This is a genomic window from Teredinibacter purpureus (assembly GCF_014217335.1).
Lineage (GTDB): Bacteria > Pseudomonadota > Gammaproteobacteria > Pseudomonadales > Cellvibrionaceae > Teredinibacter > Teredinibacter purpureus.
Genome location: NZ_CP060092.1, coordinates 1,169,331 through 1,193,086, shown reverse-complemented (window position 1 = coordinate 1,193,086; position 23,756 = coordinate 1,169,331). Strand labels below are relative to the sequence as shown.

Below are 23,756 nucleotides of genomic sequence, written 5' to 3'. Positions count from 1 at the left end.
TCCACTCTATAAATGTAAATTGATGTTTAGGTGATAACCCGCGCACTAAACGACGCTAATTAATCACGCAAATGACACTAAATTCATCTATACGAACGACTCAATCCGTTAGAGACGGCAGTGAATACTTAAATTTACACCCGCACATTGCTACATCTGTTGCACTGGGTTGAGCGGCTCTTGACAATAGACAAGCACAATAATACTGTTTGTATATACACTAAAATATACGCACCAAGGAGGCAAGGATGGCTTCATTATTTTTAAATCAAATTCGTGCATTTATGCGCAGTAAATATTACAGCTATCGTACAGAACAGACTTATCTTTATTGGATTACGCAATTCATTCAGTTTAACGGGAATCGACACCCCGACGGTATGGATGAAAAAAATATAAGAGCTTATTTAAATTATCTCGCTCTCGAACGAAAGGTATCCCCAAGCACTCAAAAAACTGCGTTAAACGCCATAGTGTTTTTATTTAACCACTTTATGCAGCGCGAACCCATGGATTTTCACGATTTTTATAGAGCGAAAACCATTACCAAACTTCCTACAGTACTAACACCCAATGAGCTTCGTTCTTTGTTCCGAAACCTGAGTGGTATACCACGACTTTGCGCGCTGCTCATGTATGGCTCCGGATTACGCATAATGGAAACGGTACGATTACGGGTGCAAGACATCGACTTTGATCAACTCTCGGTGCTCGTGAGAGCAGGCAAGGGCCAGAAATCGCGTATTGTCACGTTGGCTCCTGAACTCGTACCATCACTACAACGTCGGCTAACAATCGTGCGTGCGTATTTCGATGAAGATATTACCGATGGACATTGGAGTGGGGTGTATTTGCCTTACGCGCTTGCACGAAAATACCCTAAAGCACCTTTTGAATTTGGCTGGCAGTATTTATTTCCAGCCCGTTCATTCTCACAGGACCCGCGCACGGGCGAGAAACGGCGGCATCATATAGGTGAACAAAGTATTCAGCGGGCGGTAAAAAAAGCGGTGTACGCCTCCGGCATAATTAAGCCTGCATCTTGCCACACACTGCGGCATTCTTTCGCAACCCATATGCTACAACGTGGGTCCGACATAAGAACAGTGCAGGCACAATTAGGGCATTCTGACATTCGGACAACGGAAATTTATACACATGTCTTAAATAGAAATGGGCACGTAATTTATAGCCCCCTCAGTGATCTAATAACGGATACTCAATCACACTCAGAAGTACGTGAGATAAGTGCCGCTTATAGGTTAGAGGGTATCGGCATTAATCGGGTTCAGCCGGTGGCGCTAGCCCTTCACTAAAATATACTTTCCCACGACTATCGATAATAACGGCATCGAAACCGGGCAGACGATTGATCAGCAATAAGCCCCTCTCAATGCCCAGTACAAATACCGTGGTCGATAGAGGGTCGGTGTCACTGCCTGTAGGGCCCAGGATAGTGACACTTGTTACGCCTTCTACTGACGTACCTGTTTTCGGGTTAATAATATGATGCACCCGTTTACCCGTTTTTTCATCAATAAAATAGCGCTCGTAATCACCTGAGGTCGACAGCGCGAGATTTTCTAGCGGTAGAACAATGGCTGTATCAGTTTTACCTTGCTCGCCGCTGCGAGGGTTTTTAATCCCAATCATCCACGGCTGACCGCGCTTGTCGCCAATTATTCGGCTATCGCCGCCCGCGCTCACGGTCGCATGTTTAACACCCGCGCGTATTAATAATTCGGCTACGCGATCTACGGCATACCCTTTCGCTATACCACCCAAATCGATTCTTACATTTTCGTGTGTGAAGCCAACAGTGTTTGTTGCTTTATCGAGCACTAACCCTTTGTAGTTAATGGCCGGTAATAATGTCTGGCGCTGTTCATTTGTTGGCTGCTCTTTTTCGCGGTAGTTGTAAAACCAGCCCACGGACGCAAATGTAATATCAAAAGCACCCTCGCTAATGTGACTAAAGTACAACGACTTATCAATAAGCCACACGAGCTCTTCTGAAATTGACTGTGGTTGTTGCGCGGCTAGGCGATTAACACGTGCTAATTCGCTACTCTCGATCCACGGCGAAAAACTCGCATCAATTCGCCGCATTTCGGTCATCCCTTGTTGCAATAGTTTTTGTGCGGCGACGGGGTCTTCAAGCCAGACGGTAATATTGATCTTAGTCCCCATTATGGACTGCGAATCTGTATGCCAGCTAGCGTAGGTTGTTGATGAGAGAGCGTGAAGGACGCAAAGAAGCAGGGGAAATAATACGCGCATGTTAACGGGTATTGTCATGCGCGTGAAACCTCTTTTTAGGCAAAGAAATTAACGGTAACGGCGGCTTATTGGCTGGACAACACGATATGGTATTGGCCCGGCTCAACTTCTTCGCCAAACAGTGGTAACCCCTCGACGAGCAATTCTGGCGTGCCCTCTTGCGGACTAACTGTACCGCTAAATTGCCAATCGTTAAGTGATACCAACGCTTCTATATCCACTTTTAAAGAGCCTTCTATATCGGTAACGTGCCCTTTAATTTTTCCATCACCGCTCTCGCTAAGCGTTGCACCGAAGGAACCAAGCGATAACCAACCTTCACCGGGATTAAAACTGGCACTCTGCCAGCTAAAACGCCCATCGAGGGTTTTGATTAAGGTCTCTTCTAACGTTGCCGAGACAATAGTTAGAGATACTCGGCCTGCGACCGGCAGATTGATAACATCGCTTAACGGGGATATAGGTGCATCCACATTTATATCGGTTAATGTGGTATTACCGCTCAAACTTTGACACGCTCGCCCTGAAATAACGGCGACACCATCGACCGCTTCGAAGTTAATACAAGGCTTGAGTAATAGTAACGACCACCCACTCAAGGTCCACTGAATACTGCCAAGCGACAAACTTGATTTGGGTAAATCGAGTTGCGCGCCTCGGGCAACACCTTTCCACAACGTACCTTGAATGCCAGTAAGCCATACCTTCGGCATGGCATTGTGTATCGCCGACGCCGCAAGTTCCGCTGGTGCTCGGGACAATACTAGCCCCAAAAAATAGAGCACAAAACACAAAATAACCAATGGTTTTACAATTTTTTTAGTAGCGCTCATAATCTTAATTAATCTCGATGCAATCGAAGGTTAGCAGAGACCAAACCGGTGCTCGATCCGGTTGCAACAGATATATCTTTTACTTGAATACGCTGGGTCACTTCTATTTGATACAGCCATGCGAGTAAATTATCGAAGGCAACCTGCTCTAAACGAATACGTACATCATCGCTACCACTGGGCTGCATACCTGATAGTTTCAAATTGTTTTGCCGCAAGCTGGAATCTACAACTTCAACAATGCTGCCTTTATTACTTGCGCTTTTTTTCTTTGTACCTTGATTCACCCAAATAGCCGCGTAGTTTCTAACACGTTCCAACGCTTGCTCTTGTGAGGCATTTTTACGTATTTGCTCGTCACGCATTGCCGTTACCGGTTTTAGTAGTACTACGTAAGCAAGATAAACCGCCAGTATTCCCCCACAAACAACCAATGCAATTTGGTCTCGCGTAGAAGCTTGGTTCCACCACTCTTTTATGTCATCCATTATGGAGCCTCCGACACTTTCATTCGCGCGCTCTGCCTTTCGCCTTTCGCTTCTACACGCAGTAATTCAGCTTTAAAGCCTTTTTCCTCAACGCCTGTTCGCAAACTTTCTAGCTCGCCGAAATTACTGCCTTCAATGTTAAGCAATAATTCACCTTGATCGGCGTTGTAACGGAAGCTCGACATCGCGATATTACCAGAGGTCTTTAATGTATCGGCCACACCACCGAGCAACACCATGAGATTACTCGATGCTTTTGCGCCACCTTTAATGTTTTTAACGAGTTTTTCCAATCGGCCTTCGGGATCTCCCGCACGACCTTTTGGAACGGCTTTAAGATAAATTGCATTCATACTGGCCACAATTTCTTTTTGCTCACTTTTGAGACCAAGATATTGTGCGTAGGTGACGGTCACGGCAATCAAGTAAGCAGCCGCTATTGCGATAAGGGGCGTTTTCCACTGCGTTAACCACCGTTTAATAGGCAATTGTCGAGAAAAGGTTCCTCTACGTAAATTGAGTTCTTGATTAACCTGAGCGGGTTCTAGCCAATCCCAAAGGCCACCAATATTACGGATAATTTCAGGCCCGTTGTCACGTGTCCAAGACGCGGGCAACCAACTCGCGAGTATATCTAACTGCTCGTCACTTTCGGCAACTAGATTAACGGTGCAGGTAAAATCTAGTTCCTGCTCTTGTTCCGACAATACAAAGGGAGCAAGCGTATCTTCAACACTAAAACCTTCGTCCGTTCCTGTTCTCACGATAAGCTGTTGCTCGTCTAGCACCAGTGTTACGCCATTGTTATCTCTGCGTAAGGTGAGGTAATCTGGCACAACTATGCGCGTATCGCAATTCAACTCAATGAGGGGGGCTAACGATTTTTCCATATCTTTATTGCTGATATAGGCAACGTTAATCCGGTCGTCTTCGGCAGAACAAAAAGCTAAATGCATCTCTTCGATATTATCGATGACCTGCTCTTCTAGCTCGTAAGGTAAAAGTTTGGCCATGTGACGCTTTTCTTTCGCGTCTATTTCCGTGCTACAACACACCACTTGATTGCCATTCACCAGCAAGTTTACAGGCGCATTAGCCGTACGTGCGGTTGCAACCATTGCTTCATCGTCACCGGAATGATAAACATCGGTAGCCCATTGGCCTTCAACGCTTGCTAAACGCCACTGCCAAAGTCCATCAGTTGTTTGTCGGGCAAATACTTTTTCAGCCACGTTCTTTCTCTAGTTATTAAAAGTTTGCGTCTGTTCTACGCAAGGTAGTGACTTTACTACCATCACGGAACATTAACGCTTTACGCTCGCGAATATGATCGCCAACGGATGTATCGCCTACGAAAATAAAATAACTGCTTTTTATGTCCAGGCCCGTTATATCAATATTACTTTCACCATTCGGGGTACTACCTACAACCTGATCGACCGCTGCCGAACTTTTAAAAGATGCGATATCTTCATAACCAATACTGCGTTCTTCAAAGATATATTGCGCGTCGTCGATATTGTTTGGATACAGTATTTTTTTGTCATTAATTGTGCGCATCAATTGTATGGGCATGGTGTTCACGTTGATCGGCACTTCTTTTGGTAACGCTATCACTAAAGGTAGAAGCTTTCGGTAGAGCACGGGGGTTATCCCACGAATAACATTCAGCTCAGTCACGCTCATCATGGCTTTATTTGCCACCACAAATGGGGGGTCTAATTGCCCATAATAATCCGATTCGGCACCGCCATAGCCCGATATTGTTGAAACGTTTGAATCCAAATCGACCCAATCCATAATGGCTTCAGTAATATTTATCGCAGCGGCTTGGTCTAGAAATACATCTTCCTCTAGCTCTATGGTCTGCAATAGTCGAATAAAACGACGTTGCGGAGCTGTCCATTTTTGCCACGATTGAGGGGTTTTATTGCCCTGTAGTTTTGGCGCTTTATCGATAAGTGAATTGAGATTAAAGCGCCCTTGAGCGTCGGTTACCGTTCCTCGTAACCAACCTTCATCGGTTGGCATTTGTGCTGGCTGTGCCCACTCTTCTTGCAAGGTATCGTTCACAATACCTTCTTGCTGATCTTTCTCTGTATCCTGTGTCAGAATCCAATGTGCTAGCGCTTCTCCACCAAGCAAGTACGCGTCGGCTTGTACACCGTGCCAACGGTTTGCAGAACGGGACAGCGTTAACTCAAAACGCCAACTTAGCTCTACAGCAATAACCGTAACCAAGGCGACAACCAGTAACGCCAATATCAACGCCATTCCTCGCTGGTTCGATGTCGCAACGCCGCTGTTTTTAGCCCTAGTCATGAAGTTATTTCCCTGGGCTTAAAGCAAATAAACGGGTAATTTCTCCACGGCTTTTAGTTTCTATCGTAATTTCTAATGCCAGTGGTAAAACGTTAGGAGGCCCAAGACCTGGCCACTCTTCTACCCACGGGCCTTCTTTATAACCTTGGCCGGATGTCGGTAATACGCTTATTTTAATATCTTCTACGCCTTCCATAATTTTTTGTTGGCGGGCGAAATCAATGTCAGGGTTTTGCGGGTCGTACCACGTATCTCGCCACAAAACGCTCTCCTCCAACCGATAGCCTACTCGCGCCAATTCTGTTCGAGGAAAACCCAAAGGGTTAGCGCGCCCAGACCGTAAAAAAACAAGGCTGTATTCTTCGCCATAGCGTACGTCCATAGCGTTTATTAAGTCGCCATAAGCGTTGCCATTAGCGTAGGACAGCGCGTTTCGTAAATCATTTTCTAGCATTACCCAACCACGATCAAACTGGAGCAGGTCATGCATTTTTTCTTCGCTTACTACTTTTGAGCGTTCACTTACATCCAAAGCACCAAAGGCCAAAAGCGCAATCGTTGCCATGATTGCTACCGACACCAGTACTTCTAACAGTGAAATGCCGCATTGTCTTTTCACTGAACCGTACCCGTATTAGGGACAGTTTGAGCGCCGTCTTTTGACTCATGCAATATACCGGCATAGCTCGCCAGGATATCATCTTCATCATTGCCCACTCGCACTTCAATACGATAGATCGATTCCATTCCCGTCGTTACTGCTTGAACTTCCCAGTACCACTCTTTGCCGCCGAATTCGAGGGTGTCATGTCGCTTTGTTTTTGGGAAAGTATTTTTAATGCGGTAATCGAGGAAGATCTCTTCCATTTTATTTTGCGCTATCCAATAGGCATAACTTTTCTGTTCGATGTAGCCGGTGTTATCTGATACGGATTGAACGCGCATAACCAGCGCGGGTAGTGCAACGGCAACAATCGCCAATGCAATTAACACTTCAATAAGTGTAAAACCTGATACGCGTCGCAGTGTGGTGTTCATTGCTTTGCCCTCATAGGTCACCCAGCTCTTCTTCGATTTCGGCTAACATTTCCGCACGCTCGGTCCATACGATACGGCCCCAATCATCTACGGTTACGTGTTCACTAATATCAAGATCAAAAGTGTCGAGCGTGAATTCAATATCAAATAAAGTAAGATCACCACCGGGATAAAAAGCAACGAGTGGTAATCGAATTTCAGGCGCATTCTCCCATTCCCAAAGTTCACCTTCTATGGTGACATAGAGGTTAATACCTTTTGGAATATCGATGGCCGGCAGTTCTGCATAATCTTGCCAACCCGCCTGTGTCATCATTTGCCAGCGATAACGCCAACCTTTGTCTAAGGGGTTTTCTTGCCACTCGGGTGGCTCAATCATTAGGCCTAGTGACTTACCTGACAAGATTGCTACATCACTAGCATGGCCGGCATAGGCGGTGAACTTACTGACAACTTTGGCTAGCTCTTTTTCGGGGCCACCTTGGTTGATGGCCACACCAACGCCACCCATTACGGTGCCGACTATAATTAACACCACCAACAGCTCTAGTAACGAAAACCCTCGTTGCAACTTAAACTGTATGTTGGTGGTTAACCTCATGGGCGTAGTCGCGACAACTTAGTTGTCGTTACCTCCCCCTACTTGATCCCAATTGTTGATATCGGCAGCTTCGTCATCGCCGCCACGCACACTGTCGGCGCCGAGCGTATAGATTTCGTAGGGTTTAGCGTCTCCGGGGCTCGAATACAAATATTGGCTCTGCCAAGGATCCATAGGTAATTCTGACAGGTAGCCGCCTTTACGCCAGTTTTTCGGTTCAGGTGACGAGGTAGGGCGGCTTACCAGTGCCTCTAGGCCTTGTTCGGTAGAGGGGTATACAAAGTTATCTAATTTGTACATTTTCAACGCTGTTTCAATGTTAGCGAAATCAGCCTGTACTTTTTGGCCCTTACTGCTCGAAAGAGCATCCATAACGTTGGGTGCCACAATAGACGCTAGCAACCCCATGATGACCAGAACGACCATAATTTCGATAAGGCTAAAGCCGCGATTTCGATTAATATTTTTCATAGTTTATCTCGCTTACAAACGATTAAATTAACTCACTAACTTGTTCATCTGGAAGATAGGTAGCAAGATCGCCATAACAATAAACCCGACTACTCCTCCCATAAACAACACCATAAATGGCTCCATTAATCCCAGTGCGGTATTAACGGTAAACTCCAATTCTCGTTCTTGATTTCGTGCCGCGTGCAACAACTGTTCGGCCAATCGACCATTTGCTTCGCCACTCGCCGCCATTTGCACCAGTAACGGCGGGAATATGTCTACCGCATCTAGCGCTTTATGCAAACTGGAGCCCTCTTGTACCATTACGGCAACTTCAGCACTGGCGATACGTAGCTGGTTGTTGGATAACACTTGCGAGGCAATTCTTAGTGCTTCTAACAGGGGCACACCACTATTCGCTAGCAGGCCTAATGTACTGGCATATCGGGCACTTTCGGCTTGTAGTATTAGGTTGCCAGCAACGGGCATTTTCAGCACGATTCCGTGCCATTTATTCTTTCTTCCCTCGTCTTTAATTAGCCACTTGAAACCAACAACGGCAGCAACGATACCCAAAAGCAATAGAAAACCGTAATTGACAAGAAAGTCGCTCGCGCCAATCATAAATTCGGTAATACCCGGCAAGTCCTGCTTGTTGCGTTCGAACATGCCAACTAATTGAGGAACAACCTTAACCATCATCAACGAGACTACGGACACACTAACCAAGATCATTATGATCGGGTAAACCATGGCCATTTTTAATTTTTGTCTGGTTTCTTGTGTGCGCTCGGTGTATTCCGCAAGCTGCTCAAGTACAGGGCCAAGGTAACCCGACGATTCGCCAGCACGTACCATTGCGCGGTAAAGGTTATCAAAAACCTTAGGCATTTCAGCCATAGCTTGCGCCAAACTTAAACCTTCCAACACGCGCGAACGCACTTGTAAGACAATGGTTTTTACGGCCGGTTTACGGCTTTGCTTAGCGGTGGAATGTAGAACCTCATCAAGCGGCAGGCCAGACTGGATTAATGACGCGAGCTGCCTTGTCACCAACGAGACATCGCGATAGCCCATGTGTGGCCGGCGCGCTAACGTGAAATTAAATTTAGAGCCGCCTGCCGTACTGGCTTTTTCACGTGTAGTTTTAACGTTTAAAGGCTTAAGCTGTTTGGCTCGAAGAAGCGAGCGAACATGACGTTCGGAGTCACCTTCGACGACACCTTTTACTTTTTTGCCTTTGGCATCCAGAGCCTGATAACTAAACGCACCCATATTAAGACACCGCGGTTACCCGCAAGACCTCTTCTACACTTGTTTCGCCACTCAGTACTTTTTCTCGACCACTTTGCTCAATGGAGCTCGAATAAGTACGCGCGTGCGCTAACATGGTTTGCTCGCCTGCGCCTTCATGAATAAGCTGACGCAAATGATCGTCGATAGGGATAATTTCGTATAAACCTGCACGACCACGGTAGCCCGAATGATTACAACTATCACAACCTTTTGGTCTAAAAATGGTGTTGCCTTGCGGCAAGCTCAATCGTATTTCTTCCGATTCGGTGGATTCGTAAGCTTCTTTACACTTGGTGCACAGCACTCTAATTAGTCGCTGCGCCATTAAGGCTTCAATACTGGAAGATAACAAGAAGGGTTCTACGCCCATATCTTGCAAACGAGTAACTGCACCAATGGCCGTATTGGTGTGTAATGTTGAAAGTACCAAGTGGCCGGTTAAACTTGCCTGAACCGCAATGGATGCCGTTTCTTGGTCACGAATTTCACCGATCATCACCACATCGGGATCCTGTCGTAATATGGCGCGCAGACCGCGAGCAAACGTCATATCAACTTTGGCATTCACCTGCGTTTGGCCAATGCCAGGTAACAAATATTCAATAGGATCTTCGACCGTTAATATATTACGTGCGCGCGTGTTCAGGTGGCTTAAGCCTGCATAAAGCGACGTCGTTTTACCTGAACCGGTGGGGCCCGTTACCAAAATAATTCCGTGCGGCTTAATTAAAGCGCGCTCGAAATTTTGCTGCACTTTTTCGGGCATAGACAATTGTGATAACGATAACTGGCCCGCTGCTTGGTCGAGTAATCGCAATACCACCCGTTCGCCGTGTGCAGAGGGAATTGTTGATACTCGTATATCAACAGCATGACCGGCCAATTTAACCGTAATACGTCCATCCTGAGGAATACGCTTTTCGGCAATATCTAAACGTGCCATTACTTTTAAACGCGACACCAAAACAGGGGCAAGCTGGGGCTTTGGCGACAGTACTTCGGCCAAGATTCCATCCACTCGAAACCGGATAGACACACGATCTTCATAAGGTTCTACGTGAATGTCGGAGGCTTTTTCTTGTACGGCCTGCGATAGTACGGCATTGATGAGTCGTATAACCGGCGCATCGCCGTCGCCCGACAGTAGCTCGCTATCATCAGGGATGTCGTCAGCAAGCGCCGTGAGGTCGAACTCAGCGCCCATGTCTTCAACGGCCTGCAGTGCTTCGCCGTCCGTACTTTGATAAACGCGGGCCAAACGTGCTTTAAAGGCTTCTTCGTCGAGCTGTTCCATCTCGAAAGGCCGCCCCAAGTGCCTGCGCACTTCGATCATAGTCTGCGCCGTAATACCCGGGCGGTGCATTACTTTTCCCTCTTCCAGCATCACGCCATAAGTGCTGGCAAAGGAAAAAGGAAGACGGGTTTGAACGAAAGCTGATTCTTCACTCACGTTAGCTACTCCGCCGCCCGCGCTTCGTCGAACACAACCGGTTCCAACTCAGGAAGAATACGCAAGGTATCAACGTCGACACCAAAGATGCCGCGTTCTTGCTGCTTCAATTGTAGGTCTCGAATATAGCTGTATTTCTCGGCTGTAGCACCATGTAAGGTTTCGTCATCTCGCACAATCGTAGGACGAATAAAAATCATGAGATTAGATTTTGTCGAAGTCGTTGCATTTGAACGAAATAATCGTCCAAGAACCGGAATGGAACCTAAGATAGGTACGCTCTGCTCATCTTCTTGGATATCGTCTCGTATCAATCCACCTAGCACGATGACCTCACCGTCGCGTGCCATAATTTGAGTTTCAACTTTACGCTGGTTAGTCACGATATCTGACGCACCAACACTGCCGGCTACGCTCGATATTTCTTGTTGAATATCCATAATGACTTTATCACCTTCGTTCACGTGCGGAGTGACCGTCAAAGTAATACCAACATCTTCTCGCTGAATAGTCTGGAAAGGATTGCTACCGCCGTTGCCACCCGCATTAGTAAAACTACCGGTTACAAACGGTACGTTCTGGCCCACCGAAATCATGGCTTCGTTGTTATCCATGGTTAATAGCGTTGGCGTGGAGAGAATATTGGTGTTCGAATTGCCTTTTAGCAAATTCACTAGAACGAGAAAATCTTCATCACCGGTATTTCCGGCAACACCCAATGTTTCGCCTTGAACGCCGCTTAGCGCTGTAGCCAATGCCGCCGTTGCGTTTTCAGCATCGGAAAATAAAGCCGCTGCAGCACCGGCTGCATTTCCGACAAACTTCGAACTACCAAAGACACCCGCATCAGCGTTTTGGAACATCCATTCAATACCAAGATTTTGCGAATCGCCTAATTGCATTTCAACAATAATGGCTTCCACTAAAACTTGTGCACGGCGAATATCCAACCGTTCAACAACCGCTAATAACGAGTCAAGACTATCGCCCTCGGCCGTAATCAACAGCGCATTGGTTGCTTCGTCGGCCTCCACCGTTGCGCCTTGGCCAGCTTTGCCACCCTTCTCTCCGCCAGGCACCATGCGCTGCATGTTTTGCACCACTTTACTCAAAACAACGGCTACATCTTTGGCCGTTGCATATTCTAAATACACAACGCGAACATTACCGGTTTGTTTCTGTGGACGGTCTAAACGACGAATTAAGTTTTTGACGCGCTGACGCTGTAAGTCTTCACCACTAATTAAAATGGCATTGTTACGTTTATCGGCAACCATCTGTAATGTATTGGACGCCGGCGCACCTTTACTTTCGGCGCGATCTAGCTTTGTTAATGTCGCGACAAGGCTGTCCGCGTCGGCGTAGCGCAGTTCAATAACTTCCGTTACTGGCAATGCAGCGGTATCGATTTTTTCGATAATTTCTTTAATACGCTCTATATTCGCTGCCGTATCGGATACCACAATAGCGTTACTGGGATCGTAAGCGGCTAAGTGTGAATGCTGCGGCACTAAGGGTCGTAGCACGGGCAACACTTTCGCAGCTGCGATGTTTTTAAGCTGAATAACCTGGGTAACGTAACCTTCGTCAAAAGCCGGATTATCCCGAACAGGCAAAGGTGAAGAACGTGCGTCTTTTAAAGGAACTACACGTACAACATTTCCCACCTCAACGATGGTGAAGTCGTGCACCTCTAATACCGAACGAAACAGTTCCATTAGCTCTCGTTCAGTTAGAGGCTTTTGAGAAATCACTTTCACACGCCCTTTAACCCTAGGATCTATCACTAAGGTTTTACCTGTGACTTCAGCGACAAATTTAATAACCTCGTGGATATCTGAATCCTTGAAGTTAATGGTCCACGTTTGCTGTGGCTGAGCGCCCTGAGCTTGCCCTAAAGACGCGCCCGAAAACATCATTATCGCCACACACAAGATGACGCCAAAATTCTTTAACACGGTATTACCCACCTGTATTATCAACTCTGATCGTTATTGGTAACTCTGATTCGCCACGACGAACAACTAAGTTGGCCTCCGTTGCGGTTTTTAGGTCCTGATAGACATCACGCAATTGTTTCGGGTCGTTCATGATTCGACCGTTAACACTTGTCACAATATCGCCGGATTTTAATCCGACTTGTTCAAACAACTCTTTATCTCGGCCAGGCCGCAATTTATAACCCACCATTTTCCCTTCCTCACGATGCACGCTAAAACGCACAACATCGCTAATTGATTTGGGGATTTGGCTAGGCTGTATACTTTTGTTCACCGTAGGTTTAGGGCGATCCGCGCCGGGACCTTCACGAGTAACTTTGTGACGATTGGCGCGATTACTTGCCGATTTTTTAAAATCTTCCTCGGAGTAAAGCCACAAGGATTCATGGCTGCCTTTATTGTCCAAAATAATGCGTTGCTCCATAACCTTTGCGAGCTTTACACCTTTATTTAGTTTTATTTCGTCGCCAATCCGATAAAGATTCTGATCTTTACCGGTATCGATAATGGCTCGCGCCTCAAGCTGATTATCGCTGGCAATGACGCCGTGTAACTTTAAATTTAGTAGCGTCGTTGCTGCGTTTTCGTCAACGATAAGATCTGATGAGGACTGGGCCTCCACCTCTAACTCCACCTCAGGCAGTTCGCCAGCGTCACCAAAGAGTTTCAGCTCTTGAAGGGCCAGGATATCAACGGTTGTACTGCTGACAGAAGCAGAACCGGTATCGATCGGCACAGCAAAGGTGGTGGGCTGAGGTACTGCCGAAACAGGGTATAAAACCCAAAAGAGCCCAGCAGCGCTGTGACACAGCCATAGTATCGATAGAAAGATAAGACCATTACGCCACACGTCTAACGGCAAGCTTTTTAGCTTGGCGAGCACTACCTGCCAGTAACGACTAGCGGTTAGAAGCTGCGGATTGTCGGCCAACTGAAAGGTCACTCAACTTCTCCAAAATACTGAATATTCGCCAAAACAGAGGATTCCGTCTCGTACGAGTAATGATTACGTGATTGGATATTACCGGCGAAAACAGCTGATCAAAAGGTTGGGCCTTACAGTGTCAACAATCAGTAATGCCCGAACTGACGCTCTACTCCAGCGAAGCGGGAAACACGAACCACTTTTTAAATTTTTGTTATTGGGACGCCCCGTAGGCTTGATTGGGAGGGTCTCGCATGCTTAAACCGCAAAATATGGCCTTGCACTGCCACTCCCCATTCATAACCCTACAAGTTAGTAGAGCCGTAGTTTATACAGGCTGGATGAGGATTGGTATGTCAGAAGTGGGCAATTCTCCTTTTTTTCACAATTGACACCGGCCGTTCACACAAACTTTAGGCGCTACTCCCTTGTAATTTAGGGTCTTCGCCACCATCATGCGATTGAGTTGAGCGACGCACGTTGACGGTTTTAAAAACGCGCTACATGCCCTTTATTGGCCCCCTAACTTCTGCATTATTTGAATTGAGCTTTCAATCATGACGTCAATGTTTATCATCTGTAATCAGCACCAGCAAATACTCGAAAAGTCGGGTAACTGGCAATACGGCGAAGAGAATCGAAGCGTTTATCGCACTCAACACAAAGACGAGGCGATCAATCAGATAGTCGAGTTAACCGTTAAAAACCCTGATTTACGGGCTAAAATTACAGCCGTAGACGTTAACGAGAAAGGATTACTCATTCTGCCAGACGCACCTGAAGCGCACCCACAAACCAGCGCCGCAGACGATACCGCACGACCTTGCTCTGACGACGCCATTGATAACATTGACGATAAAATCGCAACGACAGAAGAACAACCTCTCGAGACAACAGCCAATCCCGAGAAACAGCCCACCCCTTCGCCCCAACAAGTATTGGTCTAATTCCGTGCTACAGATTAAAGATTTCCCCAAGGAACTCGCCGAGCCTGACAATGCCGCATTACTCACCGGCATATTGCGCGGCGCAGAGCGTGAAAGCCTCCGCGTTACGGCAAACGGAGCACTCAGTAAAACCGATCATCCCAGTGGTCTGGGCTCAGCCTTAACCCACCCCCAAATCACTACAGACTTTAGCGAAGCCTTGCTGGAGTTTATTACGCCTCCCTGCCACACCATTCCCGATATGCTTGGCCAGCTCGATTTACTGCAGCGCTATACCGCCAACCAGCTACCCGAAGGCGAAATGCTTTGGACGCATAGCATGCCCTGCGCGTTAGGGCCTGACCAAGAGATTCCTGTCGCGCGTTACGGCAGTACGAATAACGGCCGAATGAAAACAGTCTATCGGGTTGGCCTAGGACATCGTTATGGACGCTCCATGCAAACCGTTGCAGGCTTACATTATAACTTCTCGCTACCCAATGCGTTTTGGGCATTCCTTTCACGTCGTGATAACAGCATGCTCGACCTTCAGGAATACAAAAATCAGCGCTATTTCGGCCTCATTCGTAACTTTCGGCGTCATTATTGGTTGCTCATCTATTTGTTTGGTGCTTCGCCTGCACTGTGTACCAGTTTTGTAGACAAACGCATGCACGACCTTCAACTGCTCGATAACCTATCGCATACGTTACATACGCCGTTTGCCACGTCACTCCGCATGGGCGACCTCGGCTATCAAAGTAGTGCGCAAGAAGATCTTTACGTCTGCTACAACGACCAAAAACGATATATCGAAACATTGTGTGCAGCCATTACGTCACCTCATGCCGACTATGAAGCCCTCGGGATCACCGACGAACAACACAACCACCTGCAACTCAATACCGGCTTACTACAGATAGAGAATGAATTTTACAGTGCTATTCGCCCCAAACGCACAGCACAATCCGGCGAGACAGCGCTCGCGGCACTGGACAATCGTGGCGTTGAATATATAGAAGTACGCTGCTTGGATATCGACCCATTTTCGCCTGTCGGTATTACCGACGAACAAATCCGCTTTCTCGACACTTTTTTACTGTATTGCGCGCTCCAAGAAAGCCCCGATACCGATAGTGAAGAAGCACAACGGATATTGCGCAACCAAAAACAGGTGGTAGTTGACGGCCGCAACCCCAGTGCAACACTCGAGAACGGCCCCGACAGCACGATTAACCTGCAGCAATGGGGCCTAGAGCTACTCAACGCTATGGCGCCCGTCGCAGGGCTGCTGGATAACGCTCATGGCGATCAAAGCTATAGCAACAGTCTTGCGCAGCAAACGCGAAAGCTAAAAGACCCAAGCCTTACACCCTCTGCACGTATTCTATCCACACTAAAAGACAACAAGCTCGAATACGCGGCCTATGCGTTACAGCATTCTGCGCAATACGATGAATACTTCAAAAACGCTCCACTTTCGCCCGACATTCAAGAACGCATGGAAAATATGGCGCTAGAATCTGAAGCGGAACAACGCGAGCTTGAAAGAAAAAGCCAAATAGACTTCGATGATTTTCTCGTGCAATACTACAAACAGTACCGGCGATGCTGTGGGGCTTTCCGAGAATAGGGGCGAAAAACACGGCAAACTTCGAGTAACTCTTCGCAATACGCTATGCCGTATTGCGATTATTTTTGCACGATTAACGTGTTAAAAAAAAGATCGGTAACCCCCTCTAATCCATCCTCATCCAAGATTACTTTTCGTACTTCAGTCAACGCGTCTTGCCGCAACGCTTCCTTTCCAGCCTGTGACGTCAGCGACTCATCGGTTTGACTCGCAAAAAGCATTACTAAGTTATTACGAATGTAAGGCATATGATGACGCACGGCATTAGCGGCCTCAGACGAATCTAATCGAACCGACACCTCCGCTTTAATATATTTTAATCGCCCTGCGCCACCGTAATTCACCACAAACGAGGGTTTTAACGGCAGGTAAATTGCCTTAGGCGGGGCTGGAGCCGCCTCCTCTCCTTCGGCTGGCGGCTCATCTTCGGCATGCACCGATACAGCCAACATTACACCGACCACTAAAACCACGCTCAACCAACGCGCTAAAGCGCTATTGCGTAACCATTGCATGCTCTATTTCTCCGCAAATTTCACCTTTTAATAGCATAGCTCAACCACCTCTAATCACCGTCTATCCGCAAAAGGCGTTCGCTCACCCGCGCATTATCGGTTTGAATAAGAATTAACGCGCAAAGTTCCATAGCCGTTCGTTCTCGACACACGCGATCACCCCACATTTTGTTATTAACTATTCGTTTACAGGTACGGAAACAGGGCATCCATCCCTTGCTCTTGAACGACTTATCACCTATCTTGAAGGCTGATTAAACATTCTCTTGGGACGACTAGAACCTATGCTAGAAAATTGTAAAACGGCGCAAGAACGTTGGGGCGGAGTTACCGATATTATCGATCGCTGGCTTGGTGAGCGACAGCAAGTACTCGTGCTCTATTGCCAACTATCCGAAATAATAGAAGAACCTTCAGCCGTCACAGGCGAAGTACTAAGGTCCATGTGTCAGCTTTTGGTTGATTACGTGTCTGCGGGTCATTTTGAAATTTACGACCAGCTCGTTCAAGAAGCACGGGAATTCGACGACAAGCCTGCGCTAACAGAGGCAAAAATACTGTTTACTGATGTCGATAAAACGACCGAATACGTGCTCGATTTTAACGACAAGTACCAAGAAATCGATGACCTTGATTCGATTGAAACCGACCTCTCAAAACTCGGCGAAACACTTGCCCATAGATTTGAGGCCGAAGATAGGGCTATAGAAGTACTTCACACAGCCCATAAAGATCAAGTAGCGTAATTCACTTAACAACGTCACTATTTATTTTTCTAGACGTTAACGCCTAACACCCTGTCGCACAATTCTCGGTAGCTGCTATTCTTTTGATATCCAAATCAACAGAATGGCAGTCTTATGAAAGCCCCCCGCTACCGCCTTCTACACGCCATATTCTGCTTTAGCTGTACGCTATTCGTAACCGCATGCGAGAAAGCGCTTTCGCCAACGTCATCACTCGAAATTGCCACTAAAGGCCTCCATGCCGCCGCCATATCCGAAAAAGGGCATTTGATCATCGCAGGCTCTATTTACCATGGAGGGAGCCTGTGGCAGGTACAATCCGAAGAACGGGTCTTTAATTGGAACCACGCTAACGGCGAGCTTTCAACGATTATCGCCGCTGACTTTTCAGGGAACGGGCAATGGGGGCTTACCGCTGACCCTGCCACAATTGTGTTATGGAACACCGAAACCGGTGAGGGCTACCGCTACTGGACAGCGCCCGGCGAAATCTTAGATGCAGAACTAGGCCCCGGTGCTACCAGCGCATTCCTCGGGTTAAGTGATCACTCTGCGGTACTTTTTGATATCCAACAAGGCGGCATAAAAAAGACCTTTAAACACAGCAATCGCGTTCGCAGTGTTGACCTCAGCGAAAATGGCCAACTCGGTATTACCGGCAGCGAAGACTACACAGCAACCCTTTGGGATATGCGCACAGGCAAAGCCATAACCCGCCTAAAACACAATGACGACGTACAACTCGTTAAGCTATCCAACGATGGCGCTATAGCGTTATCGGTCAGCAAATACGATGCAGCCTTACTATGGCAAGCGCGCACTGGCGAAATAATTGGGGAAATACCACTAAAAGCTGAACACTTAAAACGTGGGTTAAGTTTCACCGCCGCGCAATTTAGTGACGACAATAATTTTTTATTGACGGGGCGGCCAGACCAGATTGTGCAACTATGGCAACTACCGGAACTAGTGGAAATTGAGCGCTGGCAACTGCCCAAACGCGATAAGTGGAAACCAACCAGTGCGGCTGTCATTGCGGTGGCCTTTAGTGATATCCCCCAACAATTTTATGCTATTGGCGCAAACGGATTTATTCACCAATTAGAAACAAAAACGCCCAACTCAATGCCGGGCGTTTTATCACAATAGCGAACGAATACTTCGCTTACTGCGCAGGTGCAGCCTCTTGAGCTTCTACTGGCTCAGCAGGCTTGTCTTCAGGGTTAATGTCCAACAATTCCATTTCAAATACGAGCAATTCATTTGGCTCAATATCAAAACCGTCCTGACGGTTAGGGATGCCGCGATCGCCATAGGCGATGTCACCTGGGATGTATAACGTCCACTTCGAGCCAACAGGCATTAGCTGCAGCGCTTCAACCCAACCCTTAATTAAACCGCTTACGCGAAATTTAGCGGGCTCACCTCGCGAGTAGGAGCTATCGAACTCTTCTCCGTCAAGTGTAGTTCCACGATAATTAACGAGCACAGTATCTGCCGCTGTTGGAATGGCACCAGTACCTGCACGCTCAATTTTATATTGTAAACCTGAACCAGATTCTGCAACAACCACGCCCTCTTTGGCTGCATTTTCGTCCAAGAATGCTTTACCCGTCGCCGCGTTATCCAAAGCCATTTGGCCAACTTCTTCTTGACGTTTAGCCATTAACTCTTGCTGTTTAGCCTGCTGCTCAGTCTGAAAAGCTGTCATTACAGCACGCATTTCTTCTTCGTCAAAACGTTGCTCAGCACCAGTATTCACTTCACTAATAGCTAAAGCGATTAATTCAGGGTTGATTTCAAATTCAACCGTTTTTGCCTGTGATGCCATATTAAAGCCAAGGATATAACTCACCTTGTCATTTAATGCTTCAAATGTAGGCTCTTTCTTTTCTTCTTGACCACCACAACCCGCTAACAACGCTGCCGCAGCCGTAACTGCCACCCATGTAAATTTTTTCATTATCAATTCCTGTTATTGCCAGGGAGCTTCACGGCCTGTAACCGTACTCTCTGATTTCAAATGCGCTAAGAATGCACGCCAACCCTAATGGAGGAAATTACTTGGGTTTGTTACCACTACGGTATACCGTACTAGTACACTACAACCAAGCAATTCGGCTAAAATGCGAAGGCAGTATACCCAAGCAAGATGTTTGCCTCCAGCAACTCTCCGTACTTGAAGACAATTTTAATCCCCAGCGCACATATTTTTGTCTTTCTACGGTACTTTACAATCCTTTTATCGCGTTCAATAGAGCGCTGAGGTGAGTTCGTCACTTGCGACGTCGATACGATAAGCACCCCCAAAACCCGACTGGATAGAGGCTAATTCTTAACATTGTACGAATTTTGGCATTTTTTTTGGTTTACAAATCAAATTCCACACAAAATATATACAATTTTGGTGCAAACGAAGTTATCATTTTTGCGCCCCCTACCCTTCCTTAAATAAGAACACTTTCAGGTACTATCTAATGGCAGCAAAAAAGAAGCCCACCGACACAATCGCAGACCTAGAAAAACAAATTACCAAGCTGGCAGCTCAACTAGACAGTGCACGCAATAAGAAGCTAGCCGCTGCGGCCAAGGCTGTAAAAGTCGCTACCGCCAACGCGAGCAAGGCCAAAGTCAAGCTGGCTAGCCTGCAAGCCAAAGCAAAAAGTGCAGCTACCGCTGTTGCAAAGAAAAAAACAGCGGCTGCAACCGCTAAAGTGACAAAGGCCAAACTTGCTGTTGCCTCTCAGCGATCAGATCTCGCAACTCTTAAAGCGACATTGGATCAAGCCAAAGCCGCATTCAGCGACGCCAAAGCCTCTGTCACGCAAGCCAAAGTTATCGCTAAAATCGCATTAGCCGCTGAAAAAGCTCACGCCAGCAAAAAAAAACCCGCTAAGAAAAAAGTAGCGGCCATAGCAAAGGTACCTGCAGATAAAAAATCGGCCAAGAAAACCCCGGCAAAGGAAGCGCCGAAAAAGAAAGCACCTGTGAAAAAAACTGCAACCAAAGCTAAACCTGCGGTAAAAAAGGCTGAAGACAAAACCCCAGTCGTAGTAAAAACCAAAAAAACGACGCCCATAAAAGTCAAAGCTAAAAAGGCGGTAGTTAAACCCACGCCAACTCCTACACCCGCTGTTAGCGTAGAAAGTATACCTGCACCGGAAAAACCAGCCACTACACCTGTTGTAGCGCCCATGGAAACACCTGTAACAGAGCCAATACCAGCGGTAGCTGTTATGCCTGAAATTACTTCCATGCCTGACCCCTCGCCAACGCCTGAAACAGTACCTGCTACTCCAACTGAGAGTGTCACGCCGCCTATTCCTGCGCCGGAACCCACGACGACTCCCGAGCCTTCAACTGTCGAAACTCCGCAACCCAGCACCGGCAGCCTTTTCGGCCAAGATGATCCGAGCTAACGTTTAGACTTTATCGTCACGCATAAAAAGCCCCGCTTCTATGCCATTGCTGTCCCATAGTTTTTAGTCATAAAGCCATCCTCTTCTGAGGGTGGCTTTTTTGTTTCTGGGGAGGGAGTGGAGTGAACAGTTGCTTAAGTGGCTTTCGTTCAAATACGCTGACCTGCAGCACCCGCATTATTCGCTGAACAGTCCAACCGGCTTTCGCGCAGAAGCGTGTAAATGAAGCAAGTAAATAGGCGATCATTGCAATCCATATGTGAGTCAAAATTGCATTCTTTGAGCGCCCAATAATGTGCTCGTTCAAGAACACGGTATACCGCTTTGGTGCGCAAGTGTGTAACCAACGAGACCCCATGATGGGTAAGGCTTACGTACCATTCGTAGCCCACATATCCCTTATCAAACGCAACAATCCTGCCCTTAGGGAAACGAAACTTTCGCCCCCACCATATCATTTTCATTGCCTTCACTAAGCGCAACAAACTCAGGGATTTCCGTTGAATAGTGAAGGCCTACACGTAGCGTTACCGTGTCATCGCGATACGCAACCCAAGGGAACAGTTTAAGAGACAGATCAATTGCGCTCGCATCCATAGAAGAAAGCGGGTTTTTAAATCGAAATTTATGTTTCCCCGATTAACATTTTAACGGATGGAGACGCTTAAAAAATAAAGGCTCATAGAGCTGGGCTTCAAGGCTAGATTCGATATCACGCAAACTTTGTCGGCCGGAAAGTTGATGCATGAGCATGCCGACTAACTGATCCAGGCAACTAGCACTACGCAATTTTTAGCCGAAATGGTACTGAGAAGCTAAACCTTCCAATTCAGGTCTAAGAACGGATTTGAGTATTTGATGAAGAGCAGTGTTAGAAGGTGACAAAGCCTGATGCCTTTGGTGTTATTGAAGTGTCGTAACGCCATTTTACCAATTGAATCAGGCTTTATCTTTTTAGCTGTCACAAACTATGGGGCAATAATGGCTGCTATGCGAGCTTTTTTATGCGTGACGTTGATGAAATGGGCCGATTAAGCAAAGGATTTACTACCCGCCCGAACACAAGTGCCCGTCACGGTCTCAGCAATATATTGCGCGTCAGGAATACTTAAAAACTCAAGATAATAGCGCAAATTTAGGGGTTTAACGGGATCCTTCATAACATCGGCAAAACGCCGCGTTAGTTCTTGCAGGCGATACAACAATACTTTTTCTAGCATCATTTCTGCATTAAGGATTTGCTTTGCAATAATACTGGCCTGTTTCTGTGTAAAGGCTGTTTTAAGATGCCCTCGAACCTCTCTCAATTTTATTAATGTAAGCTGATTAACCGTATCAATAGTAATAAGCACATCGTCCAACGCTTCTTCAGAAAGGTCGATACCTTCCTTTTCTAACCAGCAACACCATAAAATAATATCCACATTTGCATGATATTCATCTTGCAGCCCTAACACTATTTTCTCTATACCTTTGCGTGCATACACCCGTTTAGAGTAATCCCATAAAGGCTCTACCCACAGGCTTTCTGAGGAGGAGAAATCCATAGCGGTCTCTGCTTTATTTTTTTTATTGTGTGAAGACTCTACGCGATCGTTCTCAGAGCTGGCTGTGCCGCGTTTCCAGTTTTTGATGAGCTGATTAATCTTTCGCATTTCGTTTCTTATTCTAGGGCGCTAGTGGGCTACGTAAGGGAATAGGAGCTACACCTTTGCGAATACAATATCCCATACACCGTGGCCTAAGCGCTCTCCCCGAGCCTCAAACTTGGTATTGGGCCTATACATTGGGCGCTCAGCAAAACAATAAGCTTCCGCTGTATTAGTGTAACCTGCTGCCAGTGTCATTACCTCTATTGCGTAGTCCGCGTATTCTTGCCAGTCCGTCGCCATATGAAAATGGCCATCGGGCTTCAATATTTTACGCACTTGCTCTACAAACGTCGGCTGTACGATTCTGCGCTTGTTGTGCTTTTTTTTATGCCAAGGATCAGGAAAAAACAACTGAAATCGATCCGTACTGCTTGCAGGAATGCAATCACTCATTACGTCCACGGCGTCTGCCATGTAGACTTTAAGGTTAGTGAGACCTTCGATACCCGCTAGACTAATCAGTCGGCCAACGCCCGGTGGATGGACTTCTATACCAATAAAGTTTTTATCCGGCTCTGCTTTCGCCATAGCAAAAAGTGATTCGCCCATCCCAAAACCAACTTCGACCACTAAGGGAGCTTCTTGCGCAAAAATCTCAGCGGGATTGATTTCTCCATCGAATAAACTAAGACCATACACCGACCACCATTGGTCAAATGCATTTTTCTGACCATCGGTCATCCGCCCGGCACGAATTACATAGCTACGGATCGGTTTTTTCTTGTACTCGGGTTTCATTAACTCTTAACCTTTAGTATGGATACAAACAGCGCAACCCACCCTGCTATAAACAATAAACCGCCTACCGGTGTTATTGGCCCAAGCCACCGTGGGCCTCCCAACGCCAGCCCGTAGAGGCTGCCACTAAACAACACAATACCCGCACCATCCCGCGATAGCTAAGCCATTGCCTGCAATACCTTGCATAGACAACAAAGCAACCAAGCCCAACGCCAGTACATGGTAGAAGTGATACTGAACCCCAGTTTGCCACGCTGCAAGGAGGGGTTCAGAGACACTATTTTTTAGTCCATGGGCTCCAAATGCACCTAAAATGACGGCCAAAGCGCCATTAGAAGCGGCCAATAACAAGAATAATTTTGCTTCTGCTGACATATTCGCCTTATTTTAATGTGATGCGCCTCTACCTAAAGAACATAAAAAAAGCCGCTGATGGGC

General features: G+C 46.8%; 23 protein-coding genes and 2 pseudogenes. 6 read left to right on the top strand and 19 right to left on the bottom strand.

Features of this window, described 5'->3' with window-relative positions; translation table 11 throughout:
- Positions 1-248: 248 nt before the first annotated feature.
- The gene (locus tag H5647_RS05335) at positions 249-1,316 is read left to right on the top strand and encodes an integron integrase (RefSeq protein ID WP_082086958.1); all 1,068 of its coding nucleotides are present in this window, start codon (positions 249-251) and stop codon (positions 1,314-1,316) included.
- On the opposite strand, the gene H5647_RS05330 is transcribed toward H5647_RS05335, so the two are convergent.
- From H5647_RS05330 to gspC, 13 genes are all read right to left on the bottom strand, one after another.
- On the bottom strand, positions 1,279-2,190 hold the full coding sequence (locus H5647_RS05330; protein ID WP_408034021.1) for an FAD:protein FMN transferase: 912 nt from the start codon (positions 2,188-2,190) through the stop codon (positions 1,279-1,281). The genes H5647_RS05335 and H5647_RS05330 overlap by 38 nt on opposite strands.
- Positions 2,191-2,345: 155 nt before the next feature.
- Positions 2,346-3,113, bottom strand: a complete 768-nt coding sequence (locus H5647_RS05325) for a type II secretion system protein N (protein WP_045856909.1) — start codon at positions 3,111-3,113, stop codon at positions 2,346-2,348.
- A gap of 8 nt (positions 3,114-3,121) precedes the next feature.
- Positions 3,122-3,601 carry a type II secretion system protein GspM gene (gene gspM / locus H5647_RS05320; RefSeq protein WP_045856907.1) on the bottom strand — a complete coding sequence of 160 codons (480 nt, stop codon included), beginning with the start codon at positions 3,599-3,601 and terminating at the stop codon, positions 3,122-3,124.
- The gene (gene gspL, locus H5647_RS05315; protein ID WP_045856905.1) at positions 3,601-4,833 is read right to left on the bottom strand and encodes a type II secretion system protein GspL; all 1,233 of its coding nucleotides are present in this window, start codon (positions 4,831-4,833) and stop codon (positions 3,601-3,603) included. The genes gspM and gspL overlap by 1 nt, the downstream gene beginning before the upstream one ends.
- A gap of 16 nt (positions 4,834-4,849) precedes the next feature.
- Positions 4,850-5,923, bottom strand: a complete 1,074-nt coding sequence (gene gspK, locus H5647_RS05310; RefSeq protein WP_045856904.1) for a type II secretion system minor pseudopilin GspK — start codon at positions 5,921-5,923, stop codon at positions 4,850-4,852.
- 4 nt (positions 5,924-5,927) lie between these two features.
- A complete protein-coding gene (gene gspJ / locus H5647_RS05305; RefSeq protein ID WP_236074779.1) occupies positions 5,928-6,542 on the bottom strand; it encodes a type II secretion system minor pseudopilin GspJ in 615 nt (204 codons plus the stop codon).
- Positions 6,539-6,961, bottom strand: a complete 423-nt coding sequence (gene gspI, locus H5647_RS05300; RefSeq protein ID WP_045861091.1) for a type II secretion system minor pseudopilin GspI — start codon at positions 6,959-6,961, stop codon at positions 6,539-6,541. The genes gspJ and gspI overlap by 4 nt, the downstream gene beginning before the upstream one ends.
- 10 nt (positions 6,962-6,971) lie before the next feature.
- The gene (locus H5647_RS05295; RefSeq protein ID WP_045856902.1) at positions 6,972-7,562 is read right to left on the bottom strand and encodes a prepilin-type N-terminal cleavage/methylation domain-containing protein; all 591 of its coding nucleotides are present in this window, start codon (positions 7,560-7,562) and stop codon (positions 6,972-6,974) included.
- 18 nt (positions 7,563-7,580) lie between these two features.
- Positions 7,581-8,033: a type II secretion system major pseudopilin GspG gene (gene gspG / locus H5647_RS05290; protein ID WP_045856900.1), complete on the bottom strand. Its 453-nt coding sequence runs from the start codon at positions 8,031-8,033 to the stop codon at positions 7,581-7,583.
- Positions 8,034-8,060: 27 nt separating this feature from the next.
- Positions 8,061-9,290 carry a type II secretion system inner membrane protein GspF gene (gene gspF, locus H5647_RS05285; RefSeq protein ID WP_045856898.1) on the bottom strand — a complete coding sequence of 410 codons (1,230 nt, stop codon included), beginning with the start codon at positions 9,288-9,290 and terminating at the stop codon, positions 8,061-8,063.
- Position 9,291: 1 nt separating this feature from the next.
- A complete protein-coding gene (gene gspE / locus H5647_RS05280; RefSeq protein ID WP_045856896.1) occupies positions 9,292-10,761 on the bottom strand; it encodes a type II secretion system ATPase GspE in 1,470 nt (489 codons plus the stop codon).
- A 5-nt stretch (positions 10,762-10,766) separates the two neighbouring features.
- A complete protein-coding gene (gene gspD, locus H5647_RS05275; protein WP_236074777.1) occupies positions 10,767-12,719 on the bottom strand; it encodes a type II secretion system secretin GspD in 1,953 nt (650 codons plus the stop codon).
- 4 nt (positions 12,720-12,723) lie between these two features.
- Positions 12,724-13,704 (bottom strand): type II secretion system protein GspC, encoded by a 981-nt coding sequence (gene gspC, locus H5647_RS05270; RefSeq protein WP_045856891.1) that lies wholly within the window; start codon positions 13,702-13,704, stop codon positions 12,724-12,726.
- Positions 13,705-14,243: 539 nt separating this feature from the next.
- On the opposite strand from gspC, the gene H5647_RS05265 reads away from it, so the two are divergent.
- Complete coding sequence (locus tag H5647_RS05265; protein WP_052691881.1) at positions 14,244-14,633, top strand: hypothetical protein; 390 nt, start codon at positions 14,244-14,246, stop codon at positions 14,631-14,633.
- A 4-nt stretch (positions 14,634-14,637) separates the two neighbouring features.
- Complete coding sequence (gshA, locus tag H5647_RS05260; RefSeq protein WP_045856889.1) at positions 14,638-16,245, top strand: glutamate--cysteine ligase; 1,608 nt, start codon at positions 14,638-14,640, stop codon at positions 16,243-16,245.
- A 59-nt stretch (positions 16,246-16,304) separates the two neighbouring features.
- On the opposite strand, the gene H5647_RS05255 is transcribed toward gshA, so the two are convergent.
- Positions 16,305-16,760 (bottom strand): flagellar basal body-associated FliL family protein, encoded by a 456-nt coding sequence (locus tag H5647_RS05255; protein ID WP_121495352.1) that lies wholly within the window; start codon positions 16,758-16,760, stop codon positions 16,305-16,307.
- 284 nt (positions 16,761-17,044) lie between these two features.
- On the opposite strand from H5647_RS05255, the gene H5647_RS05250 reads away from it, so the two are divergent.
- Positions 17,045-17,506, top strand: a complete 462-nt coding sequence (locus H5647_RS05250; RefSeq protein WP_045856887.1) for an Rsd/AlgQ family anti-sigma factor — start codon at positions 17,045-17,047, stop codon at positions 17,504-17,506.
- Between the two features lie 114 nt (positions 17,507-17,620).
- A complete protein-coding gene (locus H5647_RS05245) occupies positions 17,621-18,655 on the top strand; it encodes a WD40 repeat domain-containing protein (RefSeq protein ID WP_045856884.1) in 1,035 nt (344 codons plus the stop codon).
- Positions 18,656-18,671: 16 nt separating this feature from the next.
- On the opposite strand, the gene H5647_RS05240 is transcribed toward H5647_RS05245, so the two are convergent.
- Positions 18,672-19,469 carry an FKBP-type peptidyl-prolyl cis-trans isomerase gene (locus H5647_RS05240; RefSeq protein ID WP_045856882.1) on the bottom strand — a complete coding sequence of 266 codons (798 nt, stop codon included), beginning with the start codon at positions 19,467-19,469 and terminating at the stop codon, positions 18,672-18,674.
- 514 nt (positions 19,470-19,983) lie between these two features.
- On the opposite strand from H5647_RS05240, the gene H5647_RS05235 reads away from it, so the two are divergent.
- Positions 19,984-20,925 (top strand): hypothetical protein, encoded by a 942-nt coding sequence (locus tag H5647_RS05235; protein ID WP_045856880.1) that lies wholly within the window; start codon positions 19,984-19,986, stop codon positions 20,923-20,925.
- Positions 20,926-20,992: 67 nt separating this feature from the next.
- Here the strand turns inward: H5647_RS05235 and H5647_RS05230 are convergent.
- The 4 genes and pseudogenes from H5647_RS05230 to H5647_RS05215 form a co-directional block, all read right to left on the bottom strand.
- Positions 20,993-21,810: pseudogene (locus H5647_RS05230) on the bottom strand (DUF4372 domain-containing protein).
- Between the two features lie 146 nt (positions 21,811-21,956).
- The gene (locus H5647_RS05225) at positions 21,957-22,580 is read right to left on the bottom strand and encodes a TIGR02444 family protein (RefSeq protein WP_121495351.1); all 624 of its coding nucleotides are present in this window, start codon (positions 22,578-22,580) and stop codon (positions 21,957-21,959) included.
- Between the two features lie 48 nt (positions 22,581-22,628).
- A complete protein-coding gene (trmB, locus tag H5647_RS05220) occupies positions 22,629-23,315 on the bottom strand; it encodes a tRNA (guanosine(46)-N7)-methyltransferase TrmB (RefSeq protein ID WP_045856878.1) in 687 nt (228 codons plus the stop codon).
- Positions 23,315-23,693, bottom strand: a pseudogene (locus H5647_RS05215) (DUF423 domain-containing protein). The gene trmB and the pseudogene H5647_RS05215 overlap by 1 nt, the downstream one beginning before the upstream one ends.
- Between the last annotated feature and the right edge of the window lie 63 nt (positions 23,694-23,756).